General features: G+C 65.3%; 9 protein-coding genes. 5 read left to right on the top strand and 4 right to left on the bottom strand.

Going from position 1 to position 14486, the window contains the following annotated elements; all coding sequences use genetic code 11:
- Positions 1–129: 129 nt before the first annotated feature.
- Positions 130–1059 carry an IS1595 family transposase gene (locus tag ASF41_RS15120; RefSeq protein ID WP_056494575.1) on the top strand — a complete coding sequence of 310 codons (930 nt, stop codon included), beginning with the start codon at positions 130–132 and terminating at the stop codon, positions 1057–1059.
- 31 nt (positions 1060–1090) lie between these two features.
- Here the strand turns inward: ASF41_RS15120 and ASF41_RS24000 are convergent, their stop codons facing one another.
- A complete protein-coding gene (locus ASF41_RS24000; protein ID WP_082504564.1) occupies positions 1091–1687 on the bottom strand; it encodes a winged helix-turn-helix domain-containing protein in 597 nt (198 codons plus the stop codon).
- Positions 1688–1875: 188 nt separating this feature from the next.
- Between ASF41_RS24000 and ASF41_RS26170 the strand changes: the two genes are divergently transcribed.
- Positions 1876–2175 (top strand): hypothetical protein, encoded by a 300-nt coding sequence (locus tag ASF41_RS26170; protein WP_244479672.1) that lies wholly within the window; start codon positions 1876–1878, stop codon positions 2173–2175.
- An 837-nt stretch (positions 2176–3012) separates the two neighbouring features.
- Here ASF41_RS26170 and ASF41_RS15110 read toward each other — a convergent pair.
- Entirely contained in the window at positions 3013–4257 is a 1245-nt protein-coding gene (locus ASF41_RS15110) for a hypothetical protein (protein WP_056494571.1), read from the bottom strand.
- A gap of 2 nt (positions 4258–4259) precedes the next feature.
- Complete coding sequence (locus ASF41_RS15105; protein ID WP_244479671.1) at positions 4260–5906, bottom strand: hypothetical protein; 1647 nt, start codon at positions 5904–5906, stop codon at positions 4260–4262.
- Positions 5907–6532: 626 nt separating this feature from the next.
- Here ASF41_RS15105 and ASF41_RS15100 point away from each other — a divergent pair.
- From ASF41_RS15100 to ASF41_RS23995, 3 genes are all read left to right on the top strand, one after another.
- Complete coding sequence (locus ASF41_RS15100; RefSeq protein WP_056494564.1) at positions 6533–7681, top strand: patatin-like phospholipase family protein; 1149 nt, start codon at positions 6533–6535, stop codon at positions 7679–7681.
- A gap of 147 nt (positions 7682–7828) precedes the next feature.
- Positions 7829–10540, top strand: a complete 2712-nt coding sequence (locus ASF41_RS15095) for an ATP-binding protein (RefSeq protein ID WP_056494560.1) — start codon at positions 7829–7831, stop codon at positions 10538–10540.
- 618 nt (positions 10541–11158) lie between these two features.
- The gene (locus ASF41_RS23995) at positions 11159–12484 is read left to right on the top strand and encodes a DUF6538 domain-containing protein (protein ID WP_082504562.1); all 1326 of its coding nucleotides are present in this window, start codon (positions 11159–11161) and stop codon (positions 12482–12484) included.
- Positions 12485–12847: 363 nt separating this feature from the next.
- Here ASF41_RS23995 and ASF41_RS15085 read toward each other — a convergent pair whose 3' ends face one another.
- Positions 12848–14389, bottom strand: coding sequence for an FAD-dependent monooxygenase (locus tag ASF41_RS15085; protein ID WP_082504560.1), 1542 nt, complete (start codon positions 14387–14389; stop codon positions 12848–12850).
- Positions 14390–14486 lie beyond the last annotated feature (97 nt).

Raw genomic sequence — 14486 nt, 5'->3', positions numbered from 1 at the left:
GCTGAGAGCAACGGCGACCCAAAGCCCTTCGTCTGGACTGCCGACCCGGATCGCATCATCCAGGCCGCAAAGCGCGGGCACCAAATGTTAGACTCGCACCACTAGCTTCTGGGTCAAGGAGTTAGCCCGATGTCCGCCCTGTCCGCCAAGTTCTTACACGATGAGGCCGCCGCCTTCGAGAAGCTGGAAAGCCTCCTCTGGACGGACGGTCCCGTGTGCCCTCACTGCGGCGGCATGGGTCGGATCACTGCCGTTAAGGGCGGTCGGATGGGCCTGCGTCGCTGCGGCGACTGCAAGAAGCAGTTCACGGTCACGGTCGGCACAGTGTTCGAGTCCAGCCACGTGAAGCTGCACCTGTGGCTCCAGGCTGCGCACCTGATGTGCTCCAGCAAGAAGGGCTTCTCCATTCACCAGCTGCACCGCACGCTCGGCGTAACCTACAAGACCGCGTGGTTCATGGCTCACCGTCTGCGCGAGGCCATGCGCGACGGCTCCCTTACCCCCATGGGCGGCATTGACGGCATGCCCGCTGCTGGTGTCATCGTTGAGGCTGACGAGACCTTCATCGGCCGCGAGCTCGGAGTGCCCAAGGCTCGCGCCTATCACCACAAGATGAAGGTGCTGAGCCTTCTCAACCGCGATGCTGGTAAGGTCCGCTCCGTGGTCGTGGACAACATTAAGCCAGAGACCCTTCGCCCGATTATCGAAGCGAACATCCTCAAGGAAGCCAGCCTCTTCACGGACGAGTCCAGCATTTACACGAAGGTCGGCGCTACCTTCGCCGACCACCAGATAACTACGCACAGCGCCAAGGAATACGTTCGCGGCATCGTCCACACGAACACCGTCGAGGGCTACTTCTCCGTGTTCAAGCGCGGCATGAAAGGCGTCTACCAGCACTGCGGTAAGCAGCACCTGCACCGCTACTTTGCTGAGTTCGACTTCCGGTACAACAATCGGGTGAAGCTGGGTGTGAATGATACGGCGCGCATGGAAAAGGCGCTCAGCGGTATCACCGGCAAGCGCCTTACGTATCGCAGACTTGATATTGAGCAATAATCGAAAAATCCGAAGCAGCTAAAAATATCAACTAGTTGCTTGGTGATTTATCTGTATCAAGACGCCAGCGCTCAATCGCCGATAGTGCTTCAAGCATTGGCCGTTCTGGGACTTTAGATTGCTCCATTGCGTCAGCAGGCGGATTTAGTAACGCCTCTTTCCCCGCGCGTTTCTCCAACGCTTCGGCCCGGTAATCGTGGTTGGGAAACCAATCCGGCAGCCCCCACGTCGCACGTCCAACTCGGACAACGTCGCCATGGTCATAGAAGCGACGTGTGAGAACAGATCCAACGGTGTTGTAAGGGTCGTTCGCGTTTAATTGCAGGCCGCCCTGTTGGATTGCATCCGTAAGCGCGACGGTCGATAGCGGCTTGTCCTCACGGCACAGGACTTTAATGCAAGCATCATAGATCGTAAGGCCAGCGTAAGGCGTAGACGAGGAGTTAGACACCGCCGTCATATCCAGAGACGATGGCGACTGTGCCTTTTCATCTAGGGTTTGACGGTTGCGTTCGTCGCGCGCGGACGTTCCTCGGACCATCTCAATAGCTTTGATGGCCGCATCGATATTGTCTCGCTGAACCCGTAGGTCGCGGAGTACAAAATCGTAGGGGTCTGTAATCGTCATGCTTGCCGACTCCCCAAGTTTATGACATAAGGGAGCCGTCCCGAGGGTGTTCCCCCTCAGGACGGCTGATCGTTTCTACCCTGGACATCAGGGGTCAAACGACCCCCTCTGGGTTACCTCGATCCCATCTTTGGAACCTCCTCTTGTCTTAGCAGGCAGAGGCTAAGCGCCGGGGGGCCAAATCCCCGGTGCTTTTTCTTGTTGCACAGCAGTGCCGTGCATTCAAGCAGAAAATGCAGCAGCGTCGTTTTTGTTGGATTGCGTTGGGAGCCGTCGTTTTCGCCGACAAATTAAGGGCCCAGATCATGGTTGCGTCATTTGACGTCAAGCCCAAGCCGCCTTCCAAGCTCGGCGCCGAGAAGCTGACGCCCGAGGAACAGAAGCGCCGCTTCATCGAAGCCGCACGCGAGGCCAGCGCCAGCGAGGACGAAGCGGAGTTCGATGCGACATTGAAAAAGGTTGTACGCCCATCGAAGAAGCCCGCTTGAGCGACGCCATGGCTAAGGCGTCACGAAGAGTATGGACGCCAAGTGATTTATCATTTCTGGCGGTAATCTTGTTCGTCATGGCGCAGTTATTTTCTTACAGGCTGATATCAGGCTCTAAGATACAGGATTATATACAATCTAGCCGATCATATGTTGCTTCTTCAGGGTATGTGGGAAGCACCGGCGGCCGAAATTACTTGGCTAAGTACCGGTTGCGCTTTGATATGGTCGCAGATGGGGACACCCGTAGCTGCGATGTCGTAAAGCTTGTCGATATTCCTGCCGCTTCGATACTTGCAAAACGTGTTTCAGTCACACCGCGACCCAACACCTGCGAAGATCCACACCTGACAGATTTGGCATTTTGGCCGCTCTTTGAAGCATGGCTTGGGCTTGGCTTCACCGCCTTCGGCGGTGCCTTGCTGGTCGCGTCTGCCCTTTGGCATAGGCGCTTGGTGATAGAAGCCCTCGCTAGGCAGTCTGCCAACTCGGCGACTGGACGAAGCACGACGGCGACCTCACTTTAGCCGTATGTGCGAACGGTATAATCGTCGATCCTTTACGGTCCGATCACTCGCCGCCGACGGAACCGCGTGCCGTCCATCGTGGACGGGGGACATCCTGGATCGGGTCGAGGATGGTTCGACCACGAGGCCCTCGTCCACCGAAACCGACGCGTCCGTGGTCGAAGGGAGGACGCCCCCGTCACGGGTCGCACAGCGGGCCGGCCGGACCCCGGCCCGTATGTCTCGGCGGCGACCCGGAGGCGCGAGGGCCACGGTTCGGCGTCGGCCGATTCGGCGGGGGAGGGGATCCCCCCTCCTGCATCGCCCGCTCCTATCCGACAGCCGTCTCCCATTCGATGTGGAAGCCTGCCCTGACGGTGAAACCCGTCTTCCCCTCGGCCGATTGGTCCTCGTCGCTGCGGACGAGCACGGTCCTCGCACCCAACGCCTCGACGAGAGGCCTACGCGGGATGCCGGGCCACATCTTCACCGTCCCGGTCGAGAGCAGGGCGACGACGCCGCCGCCGATGACCTCGTCCACGAAGCTCCTGGGTGTTCCATTGTGGCTTCCATGATGGGAGACCTTGAGCGCGGTGGTGCGCGCGAGGAGCGCCCGGCCCTCGGGCCGCCGCAGGATAGCGTCCCAGGTTCCCCATTGGGCGTCGCCGGGAAACAGCAGGAACTGGTTTCCCACCTCGATCATCATCATCAGGCTGGTGTTGTTGACCGCGCTGTCCAGCACGGCGGCCATGTCGCCGTCCGGCTGGTCCGCCAGGTCGTCCACGTCCTTCCGGTCGTCCGCGCCGAAAGTCGTATCGGGTCGACCGGCGCGGAATGCGTCGTCCGTCACGCGCCAGCGCGGGCTGAAGGCACCGTCCCGCTCTTCGTCCGTCCGGCGGGCCGCGACCCTCGTCAGGTAGGCCTTGCCTGCCGGCGGGTCCATGTCCTTGATAACGTCCTCGTCGCGCGAGGGGCCGAGGACGTGGAAGCGCACGCCGGGGAGACCCGCCAGCTCCAGCGTCTGGAAGGCCGCGTCCGCCGCGGGCAGGAAGCGGCGCGGCGGCTTCCCGGCGAAGCCGGAATGAAGCGTTCCCATCGCCTTCTCGTTAGTCAGGGCGTTCAGCGCCAAGGCGATCGTCGCCTGCTTGCGCGCGGCCCGGGCCTCGGCCAAGGGGGTCGCGTCCCGCCCGAGCCCGGGGGCCAGGGCTTCGTAGAGGGCCGCCGCGAACGAGGACTGCCGGTTGCGGATCCGGGTCGCCCGAGGATCGTCCGGATCCTCCGTCCAGGGCATCCAGACCTCGCCGACCTCCACGGTCGACCAGGCCGCGTCGTCGAAACCCGACACGTGGTCCTTGTGGCGATGCGTGCAGACGACGAGCTCCAGGCGTGCCTTCCCGCGTCCGTCGGTGCAGGTCGCGATCACGTCCGCGGCCACCCTCGCGACGTCGGCCTTTCGCCGGCTGAGGCTTCCGCAGTCGAAAAGGACCCGTTTGGCCGAATCGCCCGACCGGAAGGTCACCAACAGGCAATCGCCGAAGCCGACCTCGTACATGCGGACGGATACGCGCTCGACCATGGTCAGCCATCCCTGTGCAAGGATCGGATGCTCATCCGCGCCTTCATGCGCCCCCGCAGGCGTGTCGCGTCCATGAAGGGGAAGCGCGGGTCCTTGGCGTCGAGCAGGGCCACGAACTCGGCCTGGCGCACCATGCGCCGCTCCGCCGACCGGGCCAGCGATCCGGGCAGCGACGGCGAGGGGAGGGGCTTGGCGATCGCATAGCGGACGTGTCCGTCGACGCTCACTACGATCGTCGTCCCGCCGCGAACCGGGAGGCCGCCGAGTGCAGGGTCCGCGCCGGCGTCCGCGTCGACCTGGACGAATTGCGCGACGAGCTCGATCAGCAGCTGGCCGTTGGAGGCAGTTCGGAACACCGCGTGGAAACCGTGCACCGAGACCGGAAGGTCCGGTCGCAGGAACAGTCCGTCGGCGTTGGTGCCAGCATAGGCGCAAAGGGCCCTCGCCAAGTCCGCCTTCAGGGTTGACGCGTTGTTCTCGTCGTCGTCAGTCCCGCCCATCGACGGGCGTGCCCCGACGCGTCCGACCAGGTCTGCGTCGCGGCTTCGCTGCGAGAAGCGGGCGGCCTCCACCTTCAGGAGCTGCGGCAACAGTGCGTCCAGTGCATCGGCGAGGGGCGGCAGGTCCCGGGCGGCGGGCCAGCGAAGGGACGACTCGGCCAGCGAGATTACGCCTTCCGGATAGATACCGCGGCGCCGGAACCCCTCGATCAACGCGGAGCGCTGCTCCCACTCGTCGTCGGGATTGAGCTCGAAGTCGGCGGTGACCATCGCACGCAGGTAGTCGCCGAAGGTGATGTCGACGGGGGGCAGGTAGTCGAAGGCACGTATGCAGATGTCGAGTTGGCGCTGGGCCGTCCGCACGGCCTCGTCCCCAATCCGCTCCGCGAGGTGGGGTTGCAGGTCGCCCGGCGGCAGCTCGCCGCTGCCGCCGGTCGCGATTCTGACGAGGTCGCGGATGCGGCGGCGGAACGTCTCGAAGAAGCCGTCGAACACAGCGGCGACTAGGATGGCGCCGCGGTCGTGCGGTTCGGTCAGCCGCTCGTCCAGCCGCGCCGCGTCGTTGCCGATGGCAGACCGCAGCGGCTTGCCGGCACCGGTCGCGTAACCAAACTGCTCGGCGAGCTGCACCAGGGCGCCCGGGTTCGAAAGGATACCGCAGTTGCGCTGTATCTCGCGGGAGACGAGGTTCGGGAAGGAAAAATGCTGGAACAACGCCACAATGTCCGAGAAGCCTTCGTGGAAGGCCTGGACGTCGACGTTGCTGGGCTCGAGGAAGTATGGCCGGATCTGGTCCACGATCGCATGCGTCGTCTCGTGGGCGACGATGTCGTGGCTCAGGCACGTGAAGACCCGTTGCCCCGGTATGTTCGTGCCGACGTCCTCCATGTCCGCGTCGAAGTACCCTAGCAGCACGGCATGCAGCTTGCGGTCGTAGAACGCGTTGCGGCCCTTGAAGCCGTGCGGGAACAACCGCAGCCGGCTCCGCTTCGGACCCTTCCTCATCTCGATCCGGCGTCCCAGCGCCCGGTCGAAGTTCGCCAGGGTCCGCGAGGCCACCGCATAGACCATCTGCTGATGGAACCGCGGGTCGGCCTCGGTCGGGTCGAGGCCGCCGCGAATCAGGATCATGGGATCGTCGAGATCCACCGCGTCGTAATAGGCTCCGACATGGCCGTCGTAGTCCACGACCTCGAGCCGCTCGCCGGTCGGCCCCGGCGCCAACGGCTCGTACTCCACCGCGATAGACGTGATCATCGCCGAACGATCGCCCTGGGTCGGATCGGTGGCGTAGATCTTCAGGGGTCGGGTCGTCGGACGCGAAACCGGCAACATGGCAGCCAACCCCGTGAGCTCCGCGACTCGGGACGGACGATTCCCGGCGCGCCGCGGTCGGGATACCACGATTCGCCATGCCCGCCGCAGGACGCGGCTGCTGCCTGGGCGGTATCCCGGTCACGATGGCCGCAGGGGCCCACTCACGCGCCTGATCACCGGCCGCGAGGGTGGCATCGGATCCGCCCCGGCGGGCGGACCCTCGGCGTGCGCAAACCGCTTGGCGGCACGTGTGCCCGAGGCCCGCCCCGGGACGAAGTCGGATCACCCTCCCGCTCTCACGGCGAAGGCGACGGTCGCTGCGCTCGGTGCGACCCGCCCGTGCGATCAGTGCCGATTACGCCCCGCGGGGGCCCTGGCGTCGATGGGACCGCGGTGCGATGCTGACCGCTCGCGGACCACGGCGACCGTCGCGTCGGCCGACGACTCGGGGGGCGGGGATGGCCGACGGTACCGGAATCGATAAGGACGGCAAACTCCAGGACGGCATAGCGCTCTGCCTTTCCGGCGGTGGCTATCGTGCTATGGTTTTCCATCTCGGAAGCCTGCTGCGACTGAACGAGGCCGGGCTGCTGAAGCGGTTGTCGCGTGTGTCGAGCGTATCCGGCGGATCGATCACCGCCGCGTGTCTGGGGCTGCACTGGAGGGACCTGGACTTCGACGTCCACGGCCGAGCTCGCGGGCTCGACGTCGTCGTCGACAAGATCAGGACCATGGCCGCGACCACCATCGACACGGGGGCGATCATCGGCGGAATCCTGCTGCCTGGATCCGTCGGGGAACGGGTCGCCCGCGCCTACGACGACACGCTTTTCGACGGCGCCGAGCTCGCGGACCTGCCGGCGGACGGGGATGGCCCGCGCTTCGTCATCAACGCCACGAACGTGCAGTCAGCCGTTTCCTGGCGTTTCTCTCGCCCGTACATGGGCGATTATCGCGTCGGCCTCGTGCCAAATCCACGGGTCGACCTTGCGTTCGCGGTCGCCGCGTCGTCCGCTTTCCCGCCCGTGCTATCCCCGGTCGCGATGGACGTCGCGGACGCCTTCGACCCGCGGACCATCGGCGACCTCGACGATCCGGCCTACCGGGGGACCGTGATGCTGACCGATGGCGGCGTCTACGATAACCTCGGGCTGGAGACCGCCTTCAGGAGATATCGGACCCTGCTCGTCAGCGATGGCGGCCAGAGGATCGGGGCGGATGCCCAACCGGCCCGCGACTGGGCGCGTCATTCGGCTCGGATCCTCGACGTCGTCGACAACCAGGTCCGGAGCCTGCGGAAGCGTCGGCTGATTGAGGCTTTCGAACGGAAGGATCGCACTGGCGCGTATTGGGGCATCCGCTCGGACCACGCGGACTACCGGACGAAGACGGATCCCCTTGGTTGCGCGGATCGGGACCCGAAGGCCCTGGCCGCGATGCCGACCAGGCTTCGGGCGATGCCCGACGAGCTGCAGGAGCGTCTAATCAACTGGGGCTACGCGATAGCCGATGCCGCCTTGCGCACGCATTTCGGGCAAGAGCTTCGTGACCGATACGGCGTCACGATCTCGGATCCGACCGGTTTTCCCTATCCGAGGGGTTACTGAAACGCCGGAACGGCATCGCACCGTCATCGAAGGCGCATGCAGTGCGTTCCATAAGGACCGTTAATCACGGGCGCAGCGGCTTTCGGTGGCACGACCACCGAGCGGCGGAATTCGACCGCGGATGCGATGCCGGGAGAATCGAAGCAGATGCCCGAACGGGACGTCTCGGCACGGGATCGCGGCGGCGTTCCGCGCGATTGGATCCGGAACAGCCTTGAGCTGCGGCTCAGGCGCAGCACGGGCTTACAGCTCCAGCGGTTCCTCGCCACCGTCATGACACGGATCCACGGCGACGTGTTCGTGCCGCTCGGGACGGAGTACGCTCAGGGTGACATGAAGTGCGACGGGCTCCTGAGGGTGCCGTTCACCGTCTTCGCTTGTTACGGTGCGGTCGACAGCGGCGAGGGGGCCACCCGCGGAACCGTGAGGAAGGTGGCCGAGAAGATCAAAAGCGATTTCGCCGGCGCGCTCCTTCATTGGAAGGGGTTCGAGGCTTGGGTGTTCGCGACGAACTACCTTGAGATACCTGCCCTCGTCGCTGACACGATCCTGTCCCTGCAGGCGTCGAACCCCGACGTTTCCATCGAGATCTGGAGCCTGGACCGGTTCTACCGCGCAATCTGCGATCTGCCGGCTCGGGAGATCGAGTGGATCCTGAGCCGCGACCTCACCAACCCCCGGTCGGACGTCGCGTCGGGGAATACGATCGCGTCGAGGCCCGAGGGATGGTTCTTCGGTCGGCAAGACGAACTCGACCTGCTGGTGGCGGCGCTCGCGTCGGCCGAGGGATCCGGCGCGTTCCTCGTCCTCGGCGCTCCCGGGATCGGTAAGACCGCCATGACGCGCCGCCTGGCGACCAGGCCCGAGGTTGTCGGGCGTTTCGGCGCCCGCCGCTGGTTCGTGCCGCTCGAAGGAGCCTCAACCCGGGCCGCCGTCGAGGCCGCGATCTCGTCCTCGCTCGGGGGCGGGTCGTTCCAGGACGCCATCGGGCTCTTAGGCGATCGTCCCGCCCTGTTGGTCCTGGACAACCTTGAGACGCCGTGGGAGGCCTCGCCGGAGGGCGTCGATGGAGTCGTCGGCGACCTCCTGGACGCCGGCTTCACCTTACTGGCGTCGATGCGCGGCCTGGATCGACCGAGGGGCGTCGCATGGAACGCCATCGGTCTGAATCCCCTCGGGACCGACCCCTCGCGGGAGCTGTTCCTGGCCATTGCGGATCGGATCTCGGTTCGCGACGCTGACCTCGCCGTCTTGCTGGAAGAGTTGGGTGGGGTACCGCTCGCGATAGAGCTGGTTGCGCATCAAGCGGCGGCATTCGCCCGCGTGGAGCCGATCCTGCGGGAGTGGCGGCGGATCGGAACCGCGTTAGCCAGCGATGGATCCCTCCCCCGAGGGCGCCTGAGTTCCCTAGACGTGTCGATCGCTCTCTCCGTCGCGTCTCGGCGCCTCACTGACGGTGGCCGTCGCCTGTTGCGGACACTGTCGGATCTGCCCGCCGGCTCGGCCATCGCACATGTGCCTCGCCTGCTGGGCAACGAGGCCTACTTGGCCATGCGGGGGTGCCTCTCGACAGGTCTCGCCTTCGAACGCGAGAGTAGGCTGAACATCCTCCCGCCGATCAGGCGGTACGTGACCGAGCGACTGGCCGACGAAGCTTCGACCAGCGATTGGGTCTCCTTCTACGCCGGGTTCGTCACGCGATGCCCCGACGACGGGACGACGACGGCACAAGGGTGCCGATCCGTCGCCGCGGATGTGCCGAACGTCGTCCGTGCAGTGGAGACGGCCCTCGCCAAGCGGCCCGAAGTCCTCGCCGATGTCTGTGCGAAGGACTTGGCTGATCTGCTGATTGCCTGCGGCGTGCACGCGCCGGGCTTGTTGGAGGGCATGATCGACGCCCATGACGGGTCACGCGCGCCCGTTTCGGCCGTACTCTGCACGATCGCCCTTGGGCGGCTGTGCTTGGCGAGTTCGGACTACGAGGCAGCACGCTCGGCTTTCGAGAAAGCGGGCGGGCGGGCGGACACCCTCGGCGCGAAGCGCGAGGCTGCGGAGGCCTTGGTTGGTTTGGCGGAGACGCTGCGGGCTGCCGATACAAGGGGGGCGAGGCGTTGCCACGTCGAGGCGTATGCGGCGTTCAAGGCGTTGGGCTGCCGAGGCGGAAAGGCCCGCGCAATCGCCGGTATCGGAACCTGCTCGCTTGAGGTGGGCAAACGTGTATCCGCCGCGCGCGCGTTCCGGCGGGCCCGCGGGACGTTCCGGTGCACCGGGGACGTGGCCGAGGAAGCCCGCAACGAGTGGCGGTTGGCCCAGGTCGGGGCATTGTCCGGCAATCACGTCATCGCCCGGACCGGTTTTCTGGCTGCGCTCACCCTGTACGATTCGATGGGCGACACACGGGGCCGGGCCAACTGCTTGAGGGGATTGGGGCGGAGCGGGATGCTGTCCGCAGACGACCTTTTTCGAGGCCAGCGGCACGACGAGGCGCGGGCCGATCTCGGATCCGCCTACGGGTTCCTTAGGGAGGCCCAGCGCTCGTTTCGTAGGGCGTCCTCTGCTCTCGGCGTATCGGAGTGTATCCGTACGCGGGGAGAGATCATGCTCAGGCTCGGGCGTTTCGGTGCCGCGGCGGCGGCGTTCCGCAAGTCGCTCGCGATCGATGCGGTCGTTGGGTCCCTGCGGGGCCAGGGCTTGTGTCACGTCGGGCTGGCCGACGTCGCTCTCGGCCGGTCGGACGAAGGCCTCGCCGGCTGGCACCTTGCCGAAGCACACGCCCTGTTCCGTGACGGCGCGATCAGTGACGGGCTGGAAGTGGTCGAGGAACGCCGTCGACGGCTCGGTCTGCACGTCGGGCGGTGACGGCATGGTCGGGTTCCCAGGGCCGGATCATTGCGGGGGCACCCGAGAGCATCGGGCTATGACGAAGTCCGACATCGCACGCCCGGCCTCCTCCTCTGTCCCCAACGGACCCTGGTCAGTCTCCATTGGAGTGGTCCGCCCTTTGGTATGGCTTTTGAGCCTGAAGGACGGTTGACATTTCATAGCACCCGAAGCCCGAGGAGAGTGCCGTCCGCTCGTCCTGCTATCGTCACACGAACCGCGATCCACTAACTTCAAGCACGGGCCAAATGGGGGCGGGCCACAATCCTACCAAACAACAATCTCTGACCCGACATCGGGCTTTGCTTCCGACGCGCACTCCTCGATCACCTCAACCATGGGTGGCGGAGGCTAGCTCGGATACCTATCTGCAGTAACTGCTTGTCATCTAATTTGACGTCGACGCTGGTACTGTTTGCTGGTACAAAATGGGTCGTGGCGCCAAACGAAACGTCGTTGATTTGATTGAGTTTTTAAGGCCGGCCGGACAGTCCCCCCCTCTCCGCCACTACGCCTTCCAAGCCATTGAAATCAAGGAAACGTAGGCATTTCAGATGCTTGCGGCCGTCGCGGTGGTACACAAAGGTGGTACACACGATGGTTCTGGCTATGGCCCGGCCGTGGCGTCACCCGAAGACCGGCATGTACTGGTACCGGAGGCGCATCCCGAAGGATCTGCGGTTCCTTCTTGGAAGGAACGAGGAACGAAAGACGCTCGGGACGAAGGAGCCGGCGCTCGCGCGCACGCGCTATTTGGAGAAGGCCGCCGAGGTCGAGGTCCGCTGGGCCCGGCTACGGTCGGGAGCGGCCGCGCTCGAGGCGCATCCGATGGTGGTCGGACCCGAGCCAAGTTCTCGTGCCGACGAGGAGCCGGTCGCTCGTTCCTTAGTGAGATGGCCCTGGCGCCCGATTTCCTTCTCTCCCAGCCCCGCAGGTGGGGCGGCGGCGATAGAAGGGGAGATGCCTCCACGGAGGAGTCCGGTTCCCTGGCGTCCGGTCTTCGACGCCTATGCGGCGGAGGCTCGTCTCGCTCCTTCGACGGTCAAGCGATGGACCGGTGTTCTGGTCGCCCTCGAGGGCGCGATGGAAACCGACGATCTCGCCTGCATCACCCGCCACGATCTCATCGCATGGAAATCGACCCTCCTTTCAGCCGGTCGGGATCCGCGTACCGTGCGCGATGCCTACGTCGCTGCGGTCAAGGCCGTCATGAACTGGGCGGTCGCCAACGGGCATCTGACTACCAACCCCGCCGCGGGCGTCACGGTCCTGGTCCCGAACAAGCCCCAGACGCGGGACCGCGAGTTCACCGACGCGGAAGCCCTCACGATCCTTCGAGCAGCGCTCGGCCCGCACAGTCCTCGACTGTCGCGCGAGAAGGCGGCAGCCCGTCGTTGGATCCCATGGCTCTGTGCATACGGTGGGGCGCGCGTGAACGAGGTGACTCAGTTGCGCGGGAAGGATGTCCGGCTCGAGAAAGACATCTGGATCTTCCGGATCACACCGGACGCGGGGCGCGTGAAGACCGGCCGCTGGCGCGATGTCCCGCTGCACCCTGACCTGACCGCCCAGGGCTTTCCGGATTTCGTTCGCGCCCGTGGAAATGGACCGCTGTTCTACGATCCGACGCGCGGCCGCGACGGTTCGGCCGCGCATCCGATCTACAAGAAGGTCGGCGAAAGGCTTGCCGCCTGGGTGCGATCCCTGGGCGTCGACGATCCGGGCGTGGATCCGAACCATGGTTGGCGGCATCGCTTCAAGACGGTGGGACGCCGGGCCGGGATCGATCCCACGGTCCTCGACGCGATCCAGGGGCATGCCGCTCGAACCGAAGGCGAGCAGTACGGGAGGTTTCCCACGGAAGCCCTGTTTGACGCGATCCGCCGCCTTCCGACCTACGATATGGCCTTCACTGGAGATTGATCGGGTTGAAGCCCCGACAGCGGGCAGGCGATCTATTCCCCTCGAAGGCGCATGTCTCCGCGGCCTCCGTGCACCGAGTTGCAACGGCAGCTTGGGTGGATTTTTGGAAGTCTACTTTTGGGAATCAAAATCAACAACCAGACGTTCGCATGAGGCTTAACAGACGACCGTTTGGCGCCATGAGCGGAAGTTGGCTCCCAGCTTGGAAGCGGACCCTCCGCATTCGACCCATACAGGCCGTGCAGTCAGCCCTCGGTGCTTCCCGAAAGCGGCCGTTCATCGGCCGCGCGATAGTTTTTGCGCAGGATCGATAACCGACACTGCGGCGTTCCGGGTCCGGTCGCTCCTATCGGATAGGGAACCTCAAGCGGAGAAAGCCGCATGGGCATCGAATACCCGCTGACAGTACGCAGCCAGACGGTCGTGTCGGTCGGCCGGCGCGCGGAAGGCGACGTGCCCGTCGGGGCGCACTAGTACAAGGGCCGGCTTCCCCTCTAGGTCGTAGGCCCCGTGCGCCTTGCCGTCCAGATCCGACAGGGCGGGCACATCCTTCACGTCGAGGTATGGACCGGCCAGAACGAGGCGTGGGCGCACGTTGCTCCAGGGCGCGACAGCCTCGATGGCCGCGCGCAGCGAGTCGCCCGCGTCCGATGAACGGCCGTCGAAGCACAGCAACGCCCAGCCTGTCGTTCGCCCGTCCGGATTGTAGAGGAAAGGGAACAGCGAGGTCGTCGTGCCTGCAAGCGTCACCTCCGCCTCGGGGGCCCGTTCGCCCGGCCTCGGCCCACGCTGAAGAGGGTGCGCCAGTCCCGAGAGGTGGTCCTCGTTCAGCGGGCTTTTCGGGTAGCTTACGCTCATCTGCTGAAGGTCGTCCGTGCCCTGGAGCAGGGATCCGATGCTCGGCATCGCCTTGGCGGCCAGCCCGAGCGCGGCGTCCGTCACCGACCCGCGATACACGGTGCGGCGGAAGCCCTTCGCCTGCTGGGCGCTAAGGCGGGCGTGTTCGCCCCCGCGCTCGTCATCGTAGGAGGTTAACACGACCGGCGCGGCCTCGCCCCGCAGGGTCATGGCCAGCCGCCAGGCGATCTCGACCCCGTCGTGCAGGCCGGCATTCATTCCCTGCCCGCCGATGGGAAGCGACAGGTGCCCGGCATCGCCGGCGAGGAACACCCGTCCGCGGGTGTAGCCCGGCGAGACGCCGTACTGGAAGCGGCTGTGCGTGAGCCATTGCGGGTCGGACAGGGTCAGCGTCTCGTCGCCCGTGACCTCGCGTGCCACGGCCTGGATCTCGTCGAGGGTCGGGTCCCGGTCGGGCACGCCCGCATCGTCGGCCAGGAAGAAGAGGCGATGGTAGCCGCCCCAGACCGGCAACACGCCGCAGAAGCCGCGCTCGTAGTAAAAAAACCAGAGCTGGTCGGGGTCCATCGAGCGCCGCCAGGACAGCTTGGCGTCGACCTGGCGGTTCATCCGTCCCTCGAACCGCTCGGGCTCGAAGTTCAGGTCCACCTGCGGGCGCACCGTGCTCTTGGCGCCGTCGGCGGCCACGAGGTAGCGGCAGCGCAGACGGTGCTCCGGGCCGTCGTCTCCGAGTCTGAGCGAAACGGTCACGCCGTCATTGTCCTGGACGATGCCAACGATCTTGCGACCCCGGGCCAGTCGTCCGCCCCGCGCCTCGAACGTCTCGACCAGGGTCTGCTCGATCACGTCCTGTCCGCTGTAGAGGACCTGCGGGAAGGGGCTGGCCACATCGTCGATCTGGATGGGCGTCGTCGGCGTCCCGTTTATGAAGAAGTTGACGAGACGGATGGCGTAGGCCCGCTCGGCGAGGGCGTCGCGAAGGCCGATGCAAGCCAGAAGTTCCTGTGGGCGTGCCCAGAGGTTGTTGGCGCGTGAGTAGGCCTGCACTGTCTGTCGTCAGATGATTTGGGACATTCAGCGGTGTTCAGGAGCGGAGGCTCTGGTCCATCTGGGGTGAGAGGTTAGGCAGCCTGCGCGTGATGGC

This window comes from Methylobacterium sp. Leaf111, from assembly GCF_001423285.1.
In the GTDB taxonomy this organism is placed as follows: domain Bacteria; phylum Pseudomonadota; class Alphaproteobacteria; order Rhizobiales; family Beijerinckiaceae; genus Methylobacterium.
This window is presented reverse-complemented; position numbering and strand designations above follow the sequence as displayed.

Coding starts and splice junctions, on each gene's coding strand:
- ASF41_RS15110 (WP_056494571.1), bottom strand. CDS start 4,257: ATGGTCGAGCGCGTATCCGTCCGCATGTACGAGGTCGGCTTCGGCGAT.
- ASF41_RS15120 (WP_056494575.1), top strand. CDS start 130: ATGTCCGCCCTGTCCGCCAAGTTCTTACACGATGAGGCCGCCGCCTTC.
- ASF41_RS15095 (WP_056494560.1), top strand. CDS start 7,829: ATGCCCGAACGGGACGTCTCGGCACGGGATCGCGGCGGCGTTCCGCGC.
- ASF41_RS23995 (WP_082504562.1), top strand. CDS start 11,159: ATGGTTCTGGCTATGGCCCGGCCGTGGCGTCACCCGAAGACCGGCATG.
- ASF41_RS24000 (WP_082504564.1), bottom strand. CDS start 1,687: ATGACGATTACAGACCCCTACGATTTTGTACTCCGCGACCTACGGGTT.
- ASF41_RS15100 (WP_056494564.1), top strand. CDS start 6,533: ATGGCCGACGGTACCGGAATCGATAAGGACGGCAAACTCCAGGACGGC.